Origin of the sequence: Leptospira johnsonii (assembly GCF_003112675.1) — a bacterium.
GTDB classification, from domain to species: Bacteria; Spirochaetota; Leptospiria; order Leptospirales; family Leptospiraceae; genus Leptospira_B; species Leptospira_B johnsonii.
Genome location: NZ_BFAY01000012.1, coordinates 268,303 through 288,685, shown reverse-complemented (window position 1 = coordinate 288,685; position 20,383 = coordinate 268,303). Strand labels below are relative to the sequence as shown.

25 protein-coding genes are annotated in these 20,383 nt (G+C 39.8%); 14 read left to right on the top strand and 11 right to left on the bottom strand.

The genetic code is table 11. The features are described from left to right. Positions 1-317 precede the first annotated feature (317 nt). The 4 genes from LPTSP_RS18495 (at position 318) to LPTSP_RS18480 (ending at position 2,937) form a co-directional block, all read left to right on the top strand. Entirely contained in the window at positions 318-1,133 is an 816-nt protein-coding gene (locus LPTSP_RS18495; protein WP_108930213.1) for a CPBP family intramembrane glutamic endopeptidase, read from the top strand. A 196-nt stretch (positions 1,134-1,329) separates the two neighbouring features. After that, a complete protein-coding gene (locus tag LPTSP_RS18490; protein WP_108930212.1) occupies positions 1,330-1,890 on the top strand; it encodes a dihydrofolate reductase family protein in 561 nt (186 codons plus the stop codon). A 389-nt stretch (positions 1,891-2,279) separates the two neighbouring features. Next, complete coding sequence (locus LPTSP_RS18485; RefSeq protein WP_108930211.1) at positions 2,280-2,585, top strand: RNA recognition motif domain-containing protein; 306 nt, start codon at positions 2,280-2,282, stop codon at positions 2,583-2,585. A gap of 160 nt (positions 2,586-2,745) precedes the next feature. Next, positions 2,746-2,937 carry a hypothetical protein gene (locus LPTSP_RS18480; RefSeq protein ID WP_108930210.1) on the top strand — a complete coding sequence of 64 codons (192 nt, stop codon included), beginning with the start codon at positions 2,746-2,748 and terminating at the stop codon, positions 2,935-2,937. Between the two features lie 110 nt (positions 2,938-3,047). Here the strand turns inward: LPTSP_RS18480 and LPTSP_RS18475 are convergent, their stop codons facing one another. Continuing rightward, positions 3,048-3,650, bottom strand: a complete 603-nt coding sequence (locus tag LPTSP_RS18475; protein WP_108930209.1) for a dihydrofolate reductase family protein — start codon at positions 3,648-3,650, stop codon at positions 3,048-3,050. 183 nt (positions 3,651-3,833) lie between these two features. On the opposite strand from LPTSP_RS18475, the gene LPTSP_RS18470 reads away from it, so the two are divergent. Beyond that, positions 3,834-4,214: a VOC family protein gene (locus LPTSP_RS18470; protein ID WP_108930208.1), complete on the top strand. Its 381-nt coding sequence runs from the start codon at positions 3,834-3,836 to the stop codon at positions 4,212-4,214. Positions 4,215-4,262: 48 nt separating this feature from the next. Here the strand turns inward: LPTSP_RS18470 and LPTSP_RS18465 are convergent, their stop codons facing one another. After that, positions 4,263-4,679, bottom strand: coding sequence for an SRPBCC family protein (locus LPTSP_RS18465; protein ID WP_108930246.1), 417 nt, complete (start codon positions 4,677-4,679; stop codon positions 4,263-4,265). 47 nt (positions 4,680-4,726) lie between these two features. Here LPTSP_RS18465 and LPTSP_RS18460 point away from each other — a divergent pair, with 47 nt between their 5' ends. The 7 genes from LPTSP_RS18460 (at position 4,727) to LPTSP_RS18430 (ending at position 8,177) form a co-directional block, all read left to right on the top strand. Further along, a complete protein-coding gene (locus tag LPTSP_RS18460; RefSeq protein ID WP_108930207.1) occupies positions 4,727-5,089 on the top strand; it encodes an MmcQ/YjbR family DNA-binding protein in 363 nt (120 codons plus the stop codon). A gap of 20 nt (positions 5,090-5,109) precedes the next feature. Next, positions 5,110-5,559, top strand: coding sequence for a GNAT family N-acetyltransferase (locus LPTSP_RS18455; RefSeq protein ID WP_108930206.1), 450 nt, complete (start codon positions 5,110-5,112; stop codon positions 5,557-5,559). After that, positions 5,556-5,945, top strand: coding sequence for a DUF1801 domain-containing protein (locus LPTSP_RS18450; protein WP_108930205.1), 390 nt, complete (start codon positions 5,556-5,558; stop codon positions 5,943-5,945). The genes LPTSP_RS18455 and LPTSP_RS18450 overlap by 4 nt, the downstream gene beginning before the upstream one ends. Before the next feature lie 70 nt (positions 5,946-6,015). Then, positions 6,016-6,429: a hypothetical protein gene (locus tag LPTSP_RS18445; protein WP_108930204.1), complete on the top strand. Its 414-nt coding sequence runs from the start codon at positions 6,016-6,018 to the stop codon at positions 6,427-6,429. A gap of 56 nt (positions 6,430-6,485) precedes the next feature. Beyond that, positions 6,486-6,872, top strand: coding sequence for an iron chaperone (locus LPTSP_RS18440; protein WP_108930203.1), 387 nt, complete (start codon positions 6,486-6,488; stop codon positions 6,870-6,872). A gap of 145 nt (positions 6,873-7,017) precedes the next feature. Beyond that, positions 7,018-7,422, top strand: coding sequence for a DoxX family protein (locus tag LPTSP_RS18435; protein WP_108930202.1), 405 nt, complete (start codon positions 7,018-7,020; stop codon positions 7,420-7,422). A gap of 137 nt (positions 7,423-7,559) precedes the next feature. Then, on the top strand, positions 7,560-8,177 hold the full coding sequence (locus LPTSP_RS18430; protein WP_245915636.1) for a hypothetical protein: 618 nt from the start codon (positions 7,560-7,562) through the stop codon (positions 8,175-8,177). A 4-nt stretch (positions 8,178-8,181) separates the two neighbouring features. Here LPTSP_RS18430 and LPTSP_RS18425 read toward each other — a convergent pair whose 3' ends face one another. Beyond that, positions 8,182-8,412, bottom strand: a complete 231-nt coding sequence (locus LPTSP_RS18425) for a helix-turn-helix transcriptional regulator (protein WP_108930201.1) — start codon at positions 8,410-8,412, stop codon at positions 8,182-8,184. 197 nt (positions 8,413-8,609) lie between these two features. Here LPTSP_RS18425 and LPTSP_RS18420 point away from each other — a divergent pair, with 197 nt between their 5' ends. Both LPTSP_RS18420 and LPTSP_RS18415 read left to right on the top strand, forming a co-directional pair. Then, a complete protein-coding gene (locus LPTSP_RS18420; RefSeq protein ID WP_108930200.1) occupies positions 8,610-10,163 on the top strand; it encodes an NAD(P)/FAD-dependent oxidoreductase in 1,554 nt (517 codons plus the stop codon). Between the two features lie 6 nt (positions 10,164-10,169). Further along, positions 10,170-10,613: a DUF1801 domain-containing protein gene (locus LPTSP_RS18415; protein ID WP_108930199.1), complete on the top strand. Its 444-nt coding sequence runs from the start codon at positions 10,170-10,172 to the stop codon at positions 10,611-10,613. On the opposite strand, the gene LPTSP_RS18410 is transcribed toward LPTSP_RS18415, so the two are convergent. The 8 genes from LPTSP_RS18410 to LPTSP_RS18375 all read right to left on the bottom strand — a co-directional run bounded on the left by LPTSP_RS18410 (position 10,610) and on the right by LPTSP_RS18375 (position 20,248). Beyond that, positions 10,610-11,038 carry a thioesterase family protein gene (locus tag LPTSP_RS18410; protein WP_108930198.1) on the bottom strand — a complete coding sequence of 143 codons (429 nt, stop codon included), beginning with the start codon at positions 11,036-11,038 and terminating at the stop codon, positions 10,610-10,612. The two genes, LPTSP_RS18415 and LPTSP_RS18410, sit on opposite strands and share 4 nt — an antisense overlap. Positions 11,039-11,061: 23 nt before the next feature. Beyond that, the gene (locus LPTSP_RS18405) at positions 11,062-11,781 is read right to left on the bottom strand and encodes a hypothetical protein (RefSeq protein WP_108930197.1); all 720 of its coding nucleotides are present in this window, start codon (positions 11,779-11,781) and stop codon (positions 11,062-11,064) included. Positions 11,782-11,834: 53 nt separating this feature from the next. Next, positions 11,835-13,403 carry an FMN-binding glutamate synthase family protein gene (locus tag LPTSP_RS18400; protein ID WP_108930196.1) on the bottom strand — a complete coding sequence of 523 codons (1,569 nt, stop codon included), beginning with the start codon at positions 13,401-13,403 and terminating at the stop codon, positions 11,835-11,837. A gap of 94 nt (positions 13,404-13,497) precedes the next feature. Next, on the bottom strand, positions 13,498-14,295 hold the full coding sequence (locus LPTSP_RS18395; protein ID WP_108930195.1) for a UDP-2,3-diacylglucosamine diphosphatase: 798 nt from the start codon (positions 14,293-14,295) through the stop codon (positions 13,498-13,500). A gap of 114 nt (positions 14,296-14,409) precedes the next feature. After that, positions 14,410-14,802: a DoxX family protein gene (locus LPTSP_RS18390; protein WP_174704499.1), complete on the bottom strand. Its 393-nt coding sequence runs from the start codon at positions 14,800-14,802 to the stop codon at positions 14,410-14,412. 58 nt (positions 14,803-14,860) lie between these two features. Continuing rightward, positions 14,861-16,795: an AMP-dependent synthetase/ligase gene (locus LPTSP_RS18385; RefSeq protein WP_108930193.1), complete on the bottom strand. Its 1,935-nt coding sequence runs from the start codon at positions 16,793-16,795 to the stop codon at positions 14,861-14,863. A gap of 101 nt (positions 16,796-16,896) precedes the next feature. Then, a complete protein-coding gene (locus tag LPTSP_RS18380) occupies positions 16,897-18,693 on the bottom strand; it encodes a sensor domain-containing diguanylate cyclase (RefSeq protein ID WP_108930192.1) in 1,797 nt (598 codons plus the stop codon). A gap of 130 nt (positions 18,694-18,823) precedes the next feature. Next, positions 18,824-20,248 (bottom strand): polysaccharide deacetylase family protein, encoded by a 1,425-nt coding sequence (locus LPTSP_RS18375; protein ID WP_108930245.1) that lies wholly within the window; start codon positions 20,246-20,248, stop codon positions 18,824-18,826. Positions 20,249-20,383 lie beyond the last annotated feature (135 nt).

The following is a 20,383-nucleotide window of genomic DNA, read 5'->3' as shown; positions in this document are numbered from 1 at the left end:
CTTTTGATAATAATAGAGGGAATTATGTTTGGACTAAGTCAGTCGACTCTTGCACTAATCTAATTCATTTTACATCTTGCCCTCCTAGTGAAACAAATTTTGATGATTGGGTGATCCTAGTAGTTGGGAGCTGCAACATTTCCGAGGCATATTTTATTAATAGTTACAAACCGTTTCAGGGGAAAATCTTAGATAGACCAAAGAATTTATCCGGCTTTTCCTTTGGATGTTTCTAATATTTGTTTTTTAAAAAATGTAGCCTAACTATTATCATGCGAAAATCCGTTAGGCTTTAATGTTTCCATTGAGATGATCCTATGAAAGATTATATTAAATCATTACTTTTGTTCTTTTTCTTAAGTTACTTTTTCTCATGGATAATCTGGCTTCCTTTATATTTACCAAAATTTGGGATCAGCGTTTTACCTGTTCTTCCATTTCATCATGCACTCGGCGCAATTGGTCCTGTCTCTGCTGCATTTATCGTTAGCAAAATTGATCAGGGAACTTTAGGTGTAAAAAATTTACTTTCAAGAGTGTTTATGTGGAAAGTAAATTTTATTTGGTACATCATTGCCCTTTTTAGCCCATTCATTCTTCTTGCATTCTCTATTCTTACAAAGTATTTCATTTCATCTGAGCTTAAATTGGCGGGCATTGGTATAAGCAGAGAGTTTCCGAATTTTGGTTTTGTTTCCTTCTTTCTTTATAATATTATATCCTTTGGTTTTGGGGAAGAAATAGGCTGGAGAGGTTTTGCTTTGCCGAAATTGCAAAAACATCTGCATGCATTTACTTCTACTGTAATTTTGACTTTAGGTTGGGCTGCATGGCATATCCCTCTTTTTTTCTATCGACCCGGTTATGTTGAAATGGGTTTTTTCGGTACTATTGGATGGATATTGTCTTTATTTACTGGAGCAATTCTATTGACCTGGCTGTTCAACTCCGCACGAGGAAGTATACTCATTGTCGCTATATTTCATGGAACAATGGACATTGTTTTTACTTCCGATTCCGTTGACACAGACATTATGAATATTACTGGTTTCTTTTTGGTTTTCTTTGCGATTGCTGTCCTTCTATTTAATAACCTGAAAGATCTGTCTCAAGTGGATCGGCAAACATTCTAAGTAGTTTCAAACAAGGCTTCTAGTAACTTTCACCTCTGGCGCTGCACTTGCATATGCAAGCACGCGCCAAATACAAAATATCGGAATGCCTAGGTCGTTATGCGCAATTTCACAAATTTATATATAAAGGGAATTAAATGAAAAAAATTGCTATCGGGTTTATATTTTTCAGCGAATACTATATACAGGCAGGCCTATGAGAAAAATTGTTTTTGCAATCAATATTACGGCCGACGGGAATTGCAGTCACACAGACATGATTGCTGACGATGAGGTGCACCAATATTTCACTGATCTTTTACGTAATGGCGGTCTCATGCTATATGGTCGGATCACGTACCAACTCATGGTGCCTTTTTGGCCTGAAGTTGCCCGGGACCAATCTATGTCAGAAGTATCTAATGAATTCGCTCGCGTGTTTACTTCGCTCGACAAGGTCTTATTCTCCACTTCATTGAAACACGTTGAGGACGCAAATACAAGACTCGTACATGCAAACATTGTAGAGGAAGTGCTTAAATTGAAGCAGCAGTCCGGAGGAGATATTCTCGTGGGTAGTATAAGCATAGCGTCCCAGCTTTCGGAACATCATTTGATTGATGAGTATCGTTTTGTAGTTCATCCGGTTGTAGCGGGGAAGGGACCGCGGTTATTCGATACCATGAAATTGGAAGAGAAACTTAGGCTTGATTTTCTTGGTTCAAGAACTTTTCAATCGGGTGCTATCGCTCTTCATTACAAAAAACATACGAGATAGAATGAAATTTTATAGGAGAAAGTATGACTCACAATAAATGCTTTCTTCATCTCATCTTTGTATTCCTATCGCTCCCGGCAAAAAACCTGGCAGCGACCTTCTGAAATGATTACAGAGAGGATTGGCTCGTCCTTCGTTTTCTATGGGAGCCTTCCAAAGCTCCCCGACACAGTGATTAGCAACCTTTCTTATACTGCCACGATCCTTTTTCATCTACGACTTTTCTTCTATACTTAGAAAATGTTCTTGCAATTTATTCTATTCGGGTTTCTAGTGGTGTTTAAGTTCTTTACTCGTTCTGTTTTAATCGCATAGCCCGTAATGATCCGAAATTAATTATCATACGGATTAATATTTATTCAAATCTGTGTGGAACGAGGATAAAATCCATGTCAGCCAAATTATTTGTAGGCGGCCTTAGCTGGTCAACTACTGATCAAACCTTACGCCAAGTATTTGAAGTTCACGGCGCTATTCAAGAAGCGAACGTTGTAGTCGATCGCGAAACCGGTAAATCTAGAGGTTTCGGTTTTGTTACCTTTTCCGATCAGAATTCTGCTAATACTGCAGTTTCTGAACTTAATGGAAAAGATGTAGACGGACGTAATATTGTAGTTTCCGTTGCAGAAGACAGAGCAAGGTCTGATCGCAATAGAGGTGGAAACAACAAAAAATTCGACCGTAATCGCTGGTAATCCGCTTAACACCGCTTTCACCTTTTTATACCACCAAACCCAAAGTTGAATCTAGGGATTGGTGGTCTCTAATTCATAATAACTATCCTCTTCGTACTTTTTACTTCGAACCATTTTGTATCTAGGGCGGTAATAGGTTTTTAATAAATAGGAATATTATATGGCAAAAAAAGGAAATTTATCGTATGTGAAAAGACAGCGAGAAATTAAGAAGAAAGAAATTAGACAGGAAAAAATAGAGAGGCGAAAAATACGAAGCGAAGAGAAAAAGAACGGCGTTCCAGGGGAAGAATCTACTGAATCTACTGAATCTACTGTAGAAATAGAAAATCAAGAACCTCAACAGTTATAATCATTTCACTTTTATACATCTTCTGACAAATTCTAAGTCTTTCCAAATTTAGCTTCTTCTTATCTTTTTTACCTTCGCTAATTCAAGTCCACTTTCTATCTATAGTTCGTCTAACTATCAAAACTTCCGGTTTGAACCTCGCCTGCGCGCTTGTAATTCACGATAATGATTCCGTTAGGGGAGATTTGGCTCTCCGTCACCTTGAACGCTGCCGGGATTGTTCCATCGACAAACAACCGTTTACCGATTCCCAACGTTAGCGGATATATCTTTAACCAGAACTCATCGACTAAATCATGCTTCATAAGTGTTTGAACGAGATTTGCACTTCCATAAACATGCAGATCCGGCCTTTGTTCTTGTTTGAGTTTGCTGATTTTTTCCACGATGTCTCCGCTTAAAAACACGGAGGGTTGCCATTCGCTAGAAGTCAAGGTATTCGATACGATGTACTTGGTCGCAGACATGACACCCGGCCAAAAGTCAGCATGTTTCGGCCAGTATGGTTCCCAAATTTCAAATGTCTTACGTCCTAATAGCAGATCAAACGGTTGGTTCATCTGCTTCTTCATGACAGCCCCAAGGGTATCGTCAGAATAGGGAACTTGCCACCCGCCGTAATTGAAGCCGCCACTAGTATCTTCCTCTGGTCCGCCTCCGGCTTGTATTACTCCATCAAGTGTGAGGAATTCGAGTACAATAATTTTTCTCATGGCAATATTCCTTAGAAAGTAATCCCTACACAATTTTCGGACCAAAAGTTCATAAGAGTCAATTCCAAACCACCATCCGTTTACCTTGTCGCGAATATCTTACTCATCAGAATACAAATTTTGTTATGCGGATATACATAGTATGTGTAGCATCGGCAAAGCTCGGTAATTTGGAGGTCATCTATGAAACGTGTTACAGGTATTGGTGGAGTATTCTTTAGTGCTAAGGATCCTGCCAAATTAGGTGCCTGGTACAAAACTCATCTTGGCATAGATGTACAGGATTGGGGTGGCGCAGCTTTTCGTTGGGTCGATGCAGTTGGTAATCCTACAAACGGCACAACAGCTTGGGCAGTTGGGGACGGCTCCTATTTCGCTCCGAGCAGTTCAACTTTTATGGTTAATTATCGAGTAGAGGATCTTCACGGACTCTTGAAACTCCTTCGTGAAGAGGGTTGTCAAGTATTGGAGAAGGTAGAGCAATCCGAGTATGGGATATTCGGTTGGGTCATGGATCCGGAAGGAAACAAGGTCGAGTTGTGGCAGCCGCCAGAAGGGCAATAGCTCTTCGGTACGGCGCCTGAGTCCTGATAGTTATAAATAGCAAATCTACTAATTAGCCTCTGTATACTTTTTGAAGTTATCAAGTATCGCTTGCCAACCACCTCTCTGCATCTCAATTGGATTTTCTGATTCAGGATCAAAACTGACGACTACAAGAGTTTTGTTATCTTGATTCTCAAAGCTAACAGTTGCTTTTCTACCATCTCCCATCGTATAAGAAAAATTTTTCTGATCGACGACTGTGTCGTAAATTGCCTCAAACTCGAAACCGAAACTTCCGTCCTTAGCTTCCATTCTCGCGCTGTATTTTCCACCTGGTCTCATATCATTTTTTGCCCAAGGGCATTGCCAATCGTCGGTAGCAAAATTCCATTTGATAATATGTTGCGGATTGGTGTAGTAGTCCCAGACTTTCTTAATGTCTGCTGCAATAGTAGATTGAATAGTGATTTGTTTCGGATCCATTTTAGGGAATCTATCAGATTTTATTCTCCATAGGAAAGCATTTTTATATGATATCCTTAGACAAAGTAAGAAAACTTGCATTAGCTCTTCCTGAGGCAAAAGAAGAGCCTCATTTTGAAAAGATCTCATTCAGAGTGAGTAAGAAAATTTTTGCAACGGTGGATCAGGAGAATAAAAAGATCGTTCTTAAATTTGATCAGAACGACCAAGAATTCTTCTCATCAGCTTCTAAGGGTTCCGTTTATCCTATAGAAAATAAATGGGGACAGCAAGGATGGACCTGTGTCGAAATGAAATCTACCGATTTAGCTTTATTCAAAGATATGTTAGTCGTTTCTTATTGTGGTGTTGCTCCCAAAAGGCTTGTAGAAGCGGTCCAACAAAAGCCAAAATCTCTTAAAAAACTATAAACTCAGCTTCTAAGAATTATATGAGTATAGAAGCCATTTCAAATAGAAATCTGGATGAAGTTCTTCCTTTAATCCGCAAATACCAAGAGTTTTACAAAATAGAATCTATCAACGATGACAAGAATAGAATATTTTTCTCTCAGTTTGGAGAAGATAGCGATTTAGGATGTTTGTTCGGGTATAGAAAAGACGGCAATCTAGTAGGCTTTGCTACCGTATATTTTTCTTATGCGTCTAGTATCATAAGTAAAGTGGCAATTATGAATGATCTTTTCACTTTGGATGAATTTAGAAAACGAGGAATTGGCGAATCACTAATTGATCATTGTGCGAAATATGCAAAATCTCAAGGAGCGGCAAGACTCCAATGGGTGACCGCTCCAAACAATTTGACTGCTCAGGCTTTATATAACAAAGTAGGCGCTAAACAAGGTACTTGGGAATTTTTTACCTACAATCTAATCGCATGAACAAAGAAGTCCAAAAATATAATAATTCACAAACCAAAGTTGAAAAAGAGATTTGTGATATTCTTTCCCAAGAAATTAATCTCCATCTTCCTAAGGCGGAAAATAAAATTTGGCATGCTCATCCGGTTTGGTTCTTGGATGGGAATCCGATCGTAGGATATAGCAAACTTAAAAGTTGTATTCGATTGCTCTTTTGGAGCGGACAGTCCTTTGATGAAGAAGGTTTGGAGCCGGAAGGGACTTTTAAAGCAGCTGAAGTTCGTTATACAAGTCCAGATCAAATCAACAAAAAAGACTTAAAACGTTGGGTAAATAAATCTAAGAAAATCCAATGGGATTACAAGAACATAGTAAAACGAAAAGGTGTTTTAGAAAGATTAAAGTAATTTTCCACTTGCATTGTTCTCATAAGTTACTCTAATCATTTATTTTTTGAATGAATTGGGGCATTAGATTATGAATCCGTATGTTAAAAATACCTTATCAGTGATCGCAGGACTTCTCATCGGAAGTATAGTGAATATGGGAATTATTACGATCAGCGGTAATATCATTCCTCCTCCCGAAGGCGCCGATGTGACTACTATGGAAGGATTGAAAGCATCCATTCATTTATTCCAACCAAAACATTTTATCTTTCCTTTTTTAGCTCATGCACTTGGAACATTTGTAGGAGCGTTGGTTGCGGCATTCATTGCAACAAATCATAAACTTAAATTTGCTTTAGTGATCGGAGCCTTTTTTCTGGCGGGCGGGATTGCAAATATCCTAATGCTTTCTTCTCCTGCTTGGTTTACGATCGTGGATTTGATCGGGGCTTATATTCCGACAAGTTACCTTGCGGGAATATTGGTCATTAAAAAACGGTAAATTAGATCTTTCTGAAAGATTGATCTAATTTGGTTTAAGTTCATTCAGGCATATTTATGGATAAAATAAAAAATACATTCCAATCGATTGACGAGTACATTAAAACTTTTCCGAAGGAGGTCCAAAGCATTCTTCAGGAACTCCGAAAAACGATCCAAGAAACCGCTCCAGAAGCAAGTGAAAAGATCAGCTACCAAATCCCCACTTTTTATTTGAACGGGAATCTAGTACATTTTGCCGCATATAAGAATCATATCGGTTTTTATCCGGGAGCAAGCGGTATCGCCAAATTCAAAAAAGAAATTGATAAATATAAAAACGCAAAAGGATCCGTTCAGTTTCCGATCAATCAACCTTTACCTTTCGATCTGGTCCGTAAGATCGTAAAATTTAGAGTGGGGGAATTCATGAAGAAGGTCCCCAAAAAAACGAAAAAGAAATAATTTCCAAGGATCCGCTACTAGTGAGTAGTCGTCTTAGCTACAAACATTCGAATGTTACAAAATCGAATTCAAAATTCTTGTAATAGTTCTTGAACTTTTCCGTCAAAGATCCCAGAATTGCCCTCTCATTTGGAGGAAATATAGAATGGGATCTGAAAACGTTTCGAAAGGCCAGCTCTGGACCGGACGAGTACTCAGCGGATTGGTTACACTTTTTCTGCTTTTTGATGGAGTATTAAAATTTTTCTTAGATAAAATGCCACCGGAAGCTCAGGCAGAAGGAGCTAAACTAGGTTATCCGCCTGAAGTAATGCCTTACTTGGGAACAATCCTAATCGTTAGCACTCTGTTATACGCATTTCCTAGAACTGCAGTTTTAGGAGCGACTTTACTAACCGGATATTTGGGCGGTGCGGTCGCTACCCACGTTCGTGTTTTAAATCCACTGGGATCTCATATTTTATTTCCCACCTATTTGGGGATCATTCTATGGGCGGGACTTTATCTCAGATTTCCTAAATTGAGAGAACTAACACCCTGGCAAAAATAAGTAGGGATGTCGCGACGTGGATGAACACTTTTAAGGAAAATTTGCGTCGTGACCGTTCTTTCGATTTTTAGGATATATTGATTAGTTCTTTTCTTCTTTCTAAATTGTGAAGGAATGATCCAAAAAATCGGGGAAACTTGAAGTATAAATCCTTAATATACTGTTTTCTAATCTTTTGTGTCGGTTGCGGCACTACGATCCAAGTTGTCCAAGATCCTTTTAGAGATATCACGATCGTTAAGATGGATATGGACCATGAAGCGAAGGTGGATAATCCGAACAAAAGTGTTTATTCTTACGGCGGTCAATATGCAAAGGAGATTAAGAATGGAGTGATTTCCCAGATCACTCTGATCATCCGACTCCAAGGTTCGGAAACTCTTGCCGCATTGGGGCCGGAAGCTTATATCAAAATAGATCGTAAATCCACAAAACTTCTTTTATCGGATTCAAACTATTCTGCCAATCAGGTGACTGTTCGCACTCAGGTCCCTGCAAATATGGGACCCGGAATCGGTTTTGGATACGGCTATAGCACTGTTCCCGCGACTACGACTCGAACTTCTACCTTAACTTCTAATATCCTTTCCGGTAAATTGACTTTTACGAAAGAAATGGAAAACGATATTCTTTCTGCGAAATCCCTTCAGTACAGAATATATAGCGCAAATGATGCGATCGATCTATTCGTTTCCGAATCTCAGTTGGAAATGATCCAAAAGTTTATAAAGAATCGGGGAGAAGTTCAAAAATAGATTTTTATTTTTGAGAGAATGCGGAGAAAAAATATTCCGCAGGTTTATCGTACAGTTGATACAACTTTAAGAATATCTCTACTTCTAAAGATATTTTTCCAGACTCTATTTTAGAAATAAAACTTTGACTCGTCCCGATCTTTTGGGCGACTTCCGATTGGCTCAACTCTGCTTCGATCCTTGCCTGTTTCAGGGACTTTAAGAATTTTTTCTTTTGTCGGTCCGTTACTTTCAAGGATCTGCCTGGTTTACCAACTTAGTGATAATTCTAGGATTTTTGCGATTCTAATTTTGATCCTCCCCCGGAATCTTCGTTTTCGGTATTAATATCCTTTCAATTTATTCCCAGCTCTCCTTAAAATTCCTTGCCTCATTCTTCCTTTCTTTTTTAACTCCATTACATACAAATCCTAAAACTTTTGGTCCTGAACTATGACCCAAGAATTAGAACTTAGGCTTTTGCCTGAGATCGCCGAACAATCGGATCGGCTTACAGAATATATTTCCAAATCCAAAAAGATCTCTTTGCCGGATATAACACATATTGAGATCTTAAATCATTCTATTGATGCTAGACAAAAAACGGTCTTTGTTAATCTCAAGGTCCGGGTTTATATCAACGAAGAATTTATCGAACAGCAGATCCATCTCCCTGACTATCCGGATGTTAAAAATTCTAAAGAAGTGATTGTGATCGGTGCGGGGCCTGCAGGTTTATTCTCTGCTTTGGAATTGATTGGATCCGGTTTGAAACCTATCGTTCTGGAAAGAGGAAAGGACGTTAAGTCAAGACCTAAAGATCTTCAAAATATCAATGCTCATCATATTGTGGATGAGGATTCTAATTATTGTTTTGGAGAAGGCGGAGCGGGCACTTATTCGGACGGCAAACTTTATACTAGATCCAAAAAAAGAGGAAATGTACGTCGTATTCTGGAACTACTTGTTGGTTTTGGAGCAAATCCTAATATTCTAATAGAAGCCCACCCTCATATAGGGACAAACAAACTTCCGAGTATTGTTCGCAAAATGAGGGAAACAATCCAAGAAAGAGGCGGAGAAGTCCATTTCAACCAAAGAGTGACAGACCTGATACTGGAAGGTGATTCTATCAAGGGTGTAGTTACTAAGAATGGAGATCGTTTTCTTTCCGACAAGGTAATCCTGGCTACGGGGCATTCTGCCAGAGATATATTCGAATTACTTCATCATAAAGGAATAGAAATCCATTTAAAACCTCTCGCAATAGGGGTCAGGGTAGAACATAAGCAATCTTTAATAGACTCTATCCAGTACAGTTGCGAGGACAGAGGGCCATTCCTTCCCCCTTCTCCTTATAGTATCGTAAAGCAGATCCAGGGTAGAGGGGTGTATTCTTTTTGTATGTGTCCCGGTGGAGTGATTGCCGCCTGTGCAACAAAACCAGGAGAGATTGTGACCAATGGATGGTCCTCTTCTAGACGAGCAAGGCCGACCGCGAATTCAGGGATAGTGGTGGAACTCCGACAAGAGGATTTCCTAACTTTCCAAAAATACGGTCCCTTGGCTGCCATGGAATTCCAAAAGGAGATAGAACAAAAGGCTTGGATTGCTGGAGGCAAAACCCAAACTGCTCCTGCTACCAGACTTGCGGACTTTGTGGAAGGTAAAATTTCTGCGGATCTTCCTAAAACTTCTTATCCTCCTGGAATTACATCTGCTGATCTTTCTTCCGTACTTCCTAAATTTGTAATGAAAGCTTTGCAAAACGGATTTAAGGAATTTAATAAATCTATGAGAGGATATCTGACCAACGAAGCTGTAGTCCACGCTCCTGAAACTAGGACTTCTTCTCCAGTTAGTATTCCCAGGGATCCGGAAACTTTGGAACATATTCGCGTTAAAGGTTTATATCCTTGCGGAGAAGGAGCCGGATACGCAGGTGGGATTGTATCCGCGGCCATGGACGGGATCAGATGTGCGCAAGCCTGTGCGGTAAGTATTTAAAATATCATGGCTCAGAAAAAGAATCATTTCCAAAAATTCACAAACGAGGATGTAGCCGAAACATTCTCAGAGTATTCTCCTTCTTTGCGGGAGAAATTATTCCATTTAAGAGAACTAATATTCGAAACTGCAAAAGAGATACAAGGAGTAGGCAAAATAGAAGAAGTGCTAAAATGGGGGCAACCCAGTTATATCACTCCTGAATCCAAAAGTGGGACTACGATCCGCATAGACGCATTAAAAGGGGAGCCGAAAAAATATGCGATCTTCTTTCATTGCCAAACGGATCTGATATCCAGATTTAGGAAATTATATCCTAAAATATTTCGTTTTGAAGGGAATAGAAGTATTATCTTTTCAGAAGATACCAAGATCCCGGAAAAAGAATTAAAACAATGTATCTCTTCCGCGCTGACGTATCACTCGGATAAAAAGAAAAAGTCAAATTAGAACCAGGACTTAAAAACTTCCGGAATATTACTAACTGTTCGAGTAGAATAATCCATGAACACGAGTCCTGTTTTTGCGTTACATACGATTTTGCCGTTAATAGGTCCGTCTGTATGGATCATTCTATAATATAGATCACAACCTTTCGCGCTGAAATCTCCCGCTCCAATCTCTACTCGGATCTGGTCTCCGAAAAACGCCTCAGCTTTGTATTCTACCACCAGATCGGTAAGAATGATTCCGTGTCCGTTTACGTCTAATTCGGAAAATCCTTTTTCCTTGAATAATCTTGCTCTGGATTCATGCAAAAGAGAAACCACTCTATCATGAGCTAAATGTCCCGCAAAATTTGTATCATAAATCCTAATATTTAAGCTGGTGGCCCAGGCTAATTTTTCGGGAAGATCTAATTGAACTCTTGCCATTATTTATCCTTTCTTAATGTACTTCAGTCGTTATAGCCCTTTTCTTTACGGGCCTCTTCCAATTTTCGGATTACGTCTTCCGCTTCCTGTATTTTCTCTCTTTCCTCTTCCGGCGTCATCGTTTCCGGCTGGCTAGGTAGAGTGAGATTATCCATTTGTGTATCATCTTTTAAAAAAAAGATCCCATAAGAGATCAGTCCGATGATCAAGCCGGAAATAATACTTATCCTTTGCTCTGCTTCTATCCCATAAAATAGAACTAGAATGACTAAGAAGGAAAAGTATATAAAGAATATCAAATATACAATAGACCCTAAAATCCCGGTAAAACCGAAGAAAATTAGAAGTCCCAAGATCAAAAAAGAATTAGAGAGTTTGGAACTTAATTCTAATCCTTTATTGCTCTCGAATGGGTATGAGAAAGTTTTAGAAATTCCCCAAAGTATCCCTGTTCCAGCACCGAGATATATTGCAGTAAAGAGTAGTGCGTAAAGAGTCCCTAAAAATAAATCCGGTAGGATCACTCTAACGAACATATTCAGAATGGATCCGCCTAAAAACACATACTGCAATCCTAAGGCTCTAAAAGAAAGATGTGCGAAAAAATATCCGATCAAGATCGGGATAGAAGTTTTAATAAATAAGATCGGATATCCGGGGAAGGGGTCTTTTTTTTGAAGTTCTTCCTTAGGAGAACGAATAAAGTTCCAGAAATTTTGGAAAAAGGATGAGATCAGTTTCATTCGGGTCCCGCAAATTTTTACAGGGACCCGACCTATTGCAAGCGAATTAAAAACTAACCGAGTGCGGTAATGTTACTCGTATAATCCATCATAGTGGTGAATTTTACAGGAGCTCTTTCATATTCCAAAACTTCGGTCAGGGTCCTGAATCTGTTTTGACCCGCTCCTATCTCTATATCGTTCCCAGTAAATTGAAGAGGATGTTCATATCCGCAGGCATGAGCCACGGATAATAATTCTTTTCTAAACCCTTTGATATAGTTTGCAGCGCGTTTCGCTTTTAACTCCACATCTAAACCTGCTTGTAACCATTTACTTTGTGTGGCCACTCCCGCAGGGCAATGACCTGTATGACATTTTTGGGCCTGAATACAACCGATAGACATCATGGTCTCTCTTGCTACATGGATCAGATCGCAACCCATAGCGAATGCAACTATAGCCCTATCCGGAAAGCCTAATTTTCCACTCCCGATCCAGACCACTCTGTCTGCGATCTCGTATTTTTGAAAAATCTTATATACTCTAGCAAATCCCACCTTAAAAGGGAGAGAAACGTGATCGGTAAACGTTAACGGCGCCGCTCCTGTTCCTCCTTCTCCTCCGTCGATAGTGATGAAGTCCGGGCCCTGGCCTGTTTCTTTCATCAAACTCGCAAGTTCTTCCCAAAACTTAGATTCCCCCACTGCACTTTTGATCCCGACCGGAAGTCCGGAAACGGATGCTAATTTTTCTATAAAATCGATCAGGCTTTTTGCATCGTCAAATTCGGTATGTGCGTTAGGCGAAATACAATCCTGCCCAGCTTTGATGCCTCTGATCTCGGCGATCTCTTTGGTGACTTTCGCTCCCGGCAGGATACCCCCCTTTCCAGGTTTGGCTCCCTGGGAAAGTTTGATTTCGATCGCTCTCACATTAGGATTATCATCTAAACGTTTTACGAAATGATCTAAGGAGAATTTACCCTTTTCGTCTCTGGCACCGAAATACCCTGTACCCAATTGCCACACAACGTCAGCGCCGAAATTATGATAAGGAGAAAGTCCACCTTCTCCAGTATTATGATAACAACGTGCGATCTTTGCTCCTTTGTTCAGCGATGATACCGCTCTTTCTCCTAAAGATCCATAGGACATTGCGGAGATATTTACGACGGATGCAGGTCTATATAATTTTTTTCTTTTCCTGAATTCTCCCATTACTTTGAGAGAAGGGATCATAGAACTGTCACCTTCTATAAACTTAGCTTTGCTATCGGCAAAAGGGAAGGTAGAATGTTTGATGATAGGATAACCTGCATCATACAATAACTCCGTAGTCCCAAAGCCGAAATTATTGTTTTGCATCTTAGCAGTGGCGTAAACCCAGGATCTTTCCGCCCTATTAAAAGGCATCTCCTCTTTATCGTTTGCCACCCAGTACTGTCTGAGTTCCGGTCCTATTTTTTCGAATAGATATCTGATATGACCTACTATTGGAAAGTTATGCTTGATCGTGTGTTTTTTCTGGAATATATCATGGATAAAAACGCAAAATAAAAAAAGAAAAACGACTCCCGACCAGAAAAGCCAAGCGTGTTCATCTATCAAGTTTAGATATTCTATCAATAGTTCTTCGGACATGCGCCGAAGTATAGCCGACAGGCAAGAAATTGCAAATTAGTTTTTAGGGATCCGAATTATTAGATTTGCGTGATACGGCAATATCGGAAAACAATCAAACATGTAAGACGAATTCTTTCTTGAATTCTTTTCTGGCAGTCATCCGAATTCCGGAAAATTTTTTACCGTCCTGGATTACGAAACTATTACTCTTCACCCAATCCCCTGTATTGATAATATTCATTTTAGGGATACATAAAAAGTCGTGGGTATGACCGGAGATTAAAACCTTCCTATCTTGGTGGGTGAGTTTGGAAAGCTTTTGATAATAGTGTAATGTCTCTTCTACGGTGCTTGGATCTTGTCTGTTTAAATGTTTATGGTAGAAGTTTTCGGAAAATTTGAACATCGCCGGAAACGCAGATGCGAATACATGAAGGATCCTTAGGACAAGAATAGAGCCCATCCAGCTAAATTTATTATATTGGCCTTGGTGGCCATGGATGGCGATCAGAGTTTCATTTTCTGCCTTCTCGCAAATAATCCAACCTCTTTCTATCAGATAATGTTCTACCTTGGGGGTCAGCCTCATCAGATAAGAAGTGGTGTCGTGGTTTCCAACAATATAATATTTTTTGCCATTACCGGAAGAAAGTCTATCTAGGCGGTCAAAAAGTTTATTAAATCTTTTTTTACCTTTAACTCTTTGTAACCTTCTATCCGCACTGAAAAACCAGTTTTCAATAATGTCACCGACCAGGTACAGATTATCAAACCTGACTTCCTTTTTGTTCAAATGATCCAGTAACTGGAATAGCTCTTTGTGTTTGTGGGATTTTATCTTCTTATTCAGAAGATAATGGATGTCCGAAATGAAAAACGCGTCGTAAAGTCTTCCTTTTCGAAATTTCATCTAGTAGAACGATACCTTACTTCCATAAGACGAAATCCTGTAGGATTGTCAACGGATTCGAGGCTCGGATCGACCTTCTAAAAATTTTCTGAGATGAAAAAACGATTACATTTTTCAGGTCGGAGGTCTATGGTCCCACTCTAGATTAAGTATAATGATGCAGGAAATAAGGACGCTGACTGCCATCGCAAATAATAATCCTCCATCATCATCTACTACTATTCCTAAAAATAGAAGATGAGATAAAACCGCTCCGATCATGAGTCCGAAACCAACTAAGGCTCCTACAAATCTGGAAGCGGGGAAGATCAAAAGTGCAGCTACAAAAAATTCGACCGAGCCGGTTCCGATCCTTCCCCAGGGTTCGATCCCAAGGGTTGAAAAGATGTGAACTGATTCATCTTGTCCTGTGAATTTAAAAAATAAGGTCTGCAAAAATACAAGAGCCGAAAAAACGGAAAGTATCGTGGACAATCGATTCTTTACTGTTTGAGTCAAAACCGGCATAAAATCTCCTTTATTTTGGATTCGATCTTTTCTCAGATTCGTTACGCCGAACTCAGATTTATCTGAATAAATCATTGATTTGGTTCTTATATTTATCCGAGACCACGTTCCTTTTTACCTTCATAGTCATGGTCAGCTCATCCCCAGGTTCGAATTTTTTAGGAAGAAGGTAAAAATTAGACACTTTTTCGAAATTTTTAAAACCGTTTTTAGAGGAAACTCGCTCTTTGATTTCCTTTTTGAACAATTCTCTGACGTCCGGATCAGAATTCGGATCTGCAATTTCTTGTAATAATCTGGATTTCCAATCGCGTAATTGTTTGTCCAATACCTCCCAATCCGGAACCAAAAGTGCGCTTAACGTTTTTTGGTCGTGACCTACTATCATCGCCTGCAGGATCAACTCGCTTTGAGTAAGAGCGAACTCGATCGGCTCCGGTTCCAAATTTTCTCCGCCCAAAAGTACGATTGTATCCTTGGCTCTTCCTGCGTATTTTAATTCTCCTTGAGAGGTCCAAAGAAGAAGGTCCCCTGAATTCAACCATCCGTCCTTCATGGTCTCAGCAGTTTTTTCCGGATCCAAATAGTATCCCTGCATAATATGACCGCCTTTATGCCAAGCGATCCCTTTCACTCCAGGTTCGTGGATCTCTTCTCCCTTTTCGTCCAGGATTTTTATCTCCACTCCCGGAATACATTTTCCCAGGGTGCCCACTGTGATCCTGTCCAGTCTTCTTCGGGTAGAAGCTCCGCTGGTTTCGGTCATTCCGTAACCTTCTAAGATCGGAATTCCTATAGAGTTAAAAAATCTGTCTATGTACTCCGGCAGTGCTCCCGCTCCTGAGATTGCAAATTTTAGTTTTCCACCCAGGCTTTTCCGTATTTTAGAAAATAGTAATTGAGCAAATATATTTGGTATGAACCAGAAGAATAAGCCGAATAATCCGCTCATTCTATGGAAAAATTCTCCAAAAAAAGATCTAGGTTTTAAAGCAAACTCCAGACCCAAAAGCCTGCTCTTATATTTATAATAAGAATTTGCTACTGATTGGAAACTTTTGAAAATAAATTTAGCAATAGGAGAGGCGTCTTTCAGTTTATCCTGGACCTTATTATAAAAACTTTCCCAAACCCTAGGCACGGAAAGAAGGAACGTAGGTTTGATATCCTGCAGATCCTGCCCCAAACTGGAGATAGAAGTAAATGCTTCCGAAGCTCCTGCTCGAACGCATGCTGTTTCTATCAGTCTCTCTGCAATGTGCCAAGGGGGAAGATAAGCCATTGTCCTATCTTCAGGAGTGATACGCACGTCGTCCAAGGCCAAAGACATATTTACGTTAAATACAATATTCCTATGAGTGAGCATTACTCCCTTAGGACGACCTGTGGTCCCGGAAGTGTAAACAATAGTAGCAAGATCCGATTCTTGGATGGATTCTCCTCTGGAATGAAATTCTAATTCTCCATTTTCTTGGATCCATCTGTCTCCCAAAGATATTAGATCATCTAAATACAAAAGTTTGAACGGATGTCTTTGTTCGGAATGATGAGAAGATTCGAATAGGATCACAGTTTTTAGATGAGGGAATGATGTAAAAGAAGAACTGAGTTTGCGGACCACCTCTGAATTCCCTGCAAAACAAACTTCTGCCTTTGAATGATTTAAGATGTAGATCAGATCTTCGAGTGTGGAATCGGTTCCTCTAGGCACATCCACACTTCCAATATTCGTAATTCCCATACTCGCCCAAATCCAACGATGTCCGGAATCGGCGATCAAACCTACATTCTCTCCTTTTTTCACCCCAATGGATACCAAACCCAAACCGATCCTGGTAACTATATCACCTAACTCTCTAAAAGTTATGGATTTATAAGTTTTACCGTCCGGCTTAAAGAATTGAGCAGGATGCTCCTTAAAAGTATCCATAGAAGACTTTAAGGTCCAATATAATGTTTGAGAATTTAGAAAGGGGAGTTTGAGAGGTTCCATGCGGGGACCGATTTTAATCCCGACTAGGCCAAGGGTCCAGGAAAAATTAAATTTTCATGATTTTCCCGAATGTCTTTCTCGAACGATTGTTTCAGAAAGGATCAATGACGTATATGATTTCTACCAAATGCCTTAGAATCGTATAAGTTTTTATCTGCTAATCCTAATAATTCTTGGTAAGAATGGATATCACGATCCGTATTACTGGAAACACCTATAGAAACAGTGACTCTAGTGAAAGTACTCTCTGAATGAGGTATCCCCATATCTTCCACGGTCTGTAACATGTTCAAGGCAACCACTATGGCGCCTTCGACAGGAGTATCAGGTAGAATGACTGAAAATTCTTCTCCTCCGTATCTTGCGATCATATCGGAAGAACGGTTTAAACATTCTTTTAATGCTTGTGCCACTCGAAAGAGTACTTGGTCTCCTTTTAAATGACCATAGGTATCATTATACGCCTTGAAGAAGTCCACATCTATCATTAAAAGAGAAAGTGGTCTTTCCGTTCGGACAGAACGGTTCCATTCTCTTTCCAATTCCTGATCGAAAAATCTTCTATTTGCCACCCCAGTCAAAGGATCCATTAGAGAAAGTTCAAATAGTTTATCCGCTCTTTCCTTATATTCCTCTTTTTCCTTCTGGAAAGTGTTGATCCTGTCTACTAGTCCCAGGGAAAGAAGAATAACGTTACTCAAAACTCCGATCTTCAGCATTCCGGAAGCGATCTCTTCCGAATCAAAGAGTCCTAGTCTGTTCAGAGAGAATATAAGAACGCCTACTAAACTAAAGATCCATGCACTTAAGAAGATCCTTGCTTTTCTATCCTTTCTTACACTCTGGACTAGAGAGATTATCATTAGTACCAGGATCTCCAAAATAGGAAGGATCGCAGTAAAAGGCATCAGGTATCTTAAGGCTACAAATACGGGCATAATAGCCAGGACAGACCATATAATCGTAAGTCCTCGGATAAATATATGCAGGATCGGATATGTGTCCCTGGTCTGTAGATATTCTTCTGCAAATAAGCCCAAAAATATCATCGCTATACATGTGGCCATGATAAAGGATGAATTCACAAATTTGGGAGAATTCGGGACCAAGAACCAGAAGCCGTATCCTGAACTCATGACTAAAAAGTAGGTTACTGCAAAAATTAGAATTACATAATATATATAGGTTTTTTCCCGGATGCCCAAGAACAGGAAGAAATTATAGAATACCATTACTCCCAGAGCTCCGAAATAGATACCGTCTATGAGCAAAGAGATCCGAGAAGAATGATCCAGATTGGACTTGGTAACTAGATGAAGAGGAAGAGTAAGAGATCCTTCCGTCTTGACTCGGATGAACACTTCGATCTTGCCCTTATCTTCTAAGGTTAAAGGAAATACAAAATATCTCTCTGCGATCGGCCTTTCCTTAAAGGGGAGCATGTCTCCTGTATGAAATTCACCCTCTCTCCCTTTTGAATCTTTCCAATATACATCCACATAATCTATATGAGGATATTCTAAGGTAAGAAAACGTTCCTCTGAAAGAGATTCCTCGGCTTCTACCGAGAATTTAAGCCAATGAGGAGAAGGATCATAACCGAAGTTAGGCATTCTATCTGTATTCTTTTTGAATTCTATTTCGGAATCAGAAGCGGAGATGTCTTCCCAAGTGAGAGTTCCTTCTGTATCTTTGAAATAGGAGATTTCCTCTCTAAGAGGGATCTTTCCTGCAGAATGAGAATCTAAACGAAGCACTGGACCCTGTTCTGAAACAGGATCTGCAAGTAAAGAATAGGGGAGGGCAAGAACAAGCAATCCCGCCCATAAAACAAGTGGAAGGCGATTCCGGATCTTGGATGTTTCGATTCTTTCGAATGTCTCGGAATCTTTTGGCATACCGAAAATATTCTTACCTACCTAGAGATGTCAAAAAACTTTCATAGAAACGATACGATTTTGACGGTTCTTCTAGATAAAATATAACTTTAGAACTTCAAGAAACCCAAAAATTAGCGGAAATAAACCTTTAGTCGGGGTCTTTTTTAAACTCTTTTCTATTTACGAACAAGAATTGAGTTTCACTTCTCTTTCCGGCTAGGGTTTTGCCAATTACAGTCATCGCTGGATAAGTAGTCTTTTTGAATTCAGGAATTCTAATAATATATTCCGTGTTCGTCTTTCTTTGTATAATTCCTTCTTTCCCACTGATCTTGATCGCCACAGACTTAGGATCTAGACCTTCTACGATTACAGGAAAACTATCTCCAGGTTTGACCCAAGAACCATCCGGGACTCCTAGTTGGATCTTAACAGGAGGAGAAGCACTTAAGATAGAATTGAATCTGGACTGAGACATTCCCCAAGTCACCAAGGATCTGTGGATGGTATAAGCGTAAGTGCCCGGAACATTCTTTCCTGGGTTTACTGTGAATGCCATTCTATAACCTGCAGCCTTAGCTTCTTCTATCACTCGTACGTCGAATAATCCGAATGGATAAGCGAGGTCTTGGATCTTTCTACCCGTTTTAGCTTCAAGAGTCGCTTTGGAATCTTTGAGCTGGCTTCTGATCTCTGCTCTAGACATTGCAGGCAATTTAGGATGATACACAGTATGAGAACCTATATCTAGAACCCCACTGTCCAGAGCCTCTTTTAGCCCCGCCCAGCTGAGATAAAATTTGTATCTAGGATTAGAGATCACAGTTGGATAAATAAAAACAGAAGCTCTCATCCCGTATTTTTTCAATAGGGGAACCAACACATCTCTATGTGTCAAAGATCCATCGTCGAATGTTAAAAGAACAGGACGAGCAGGGAAATCAGAACCGGCTTTTCCTTGTTGGTATTGGTAGAATTGGTCCAGACTGATGGTTTGGTAACCTAAAGATTTGAGATACTTGAATTGTTCTTCTAAAAGGCTGGGATCTAGATTGTATCCGCCCATTGGATCTTGGTTCCCAACCAAGTGATGATAACATAGAACAGGGATCCCTTTTCCATGGCCTAATTCCGCGTTCGCGTTTTGGTTATTCGTATCATATTGCGTTTTAGGAGGAAGTTCTGAAACTCCAGGAAGAGAATTTTCGTACTTTTTGGAAGTAGTCTCTTTTTCTTTCTCTTTGATATCCTGCTTTTCCTTTTTAGAAATCTTCGTTTTCCCTTTTTTCCTGCGTTGTACTCGTTTGGATTTTTGGGAGGAGGCTTCCGCAGAAGCCACAGATTCTTCTTTTTTAACTTTCGCTTCTATTTTAGGAGAAGGCGAAGAAGTTTCCTCCGATCTAGGAATTTCTCTTTTTGAAGGGGAGGGTTTGAGACCTTCTTCTTCCTCTTGGTTCGTTTTGGATTTACCGTCGGAACTTAAAAATTCGCGGACAGGTCCGGCAGAAATTACGGAAGAAGTGAAGATTACCAGAAAGAGTAGAATGGAAAAGCGACTGATTTGTTTATACATGGAGTTGATCAGTTCCAAGATTCTCTCTGGCAGATGACGCGCAACTTTTTACCAGAAATGGAAGTATAGTAAAAGACTATAAAATAGGGAAGATATTCGTCTTGAGGAAGGACTTTTAGGAGAATCTCTCCTGAA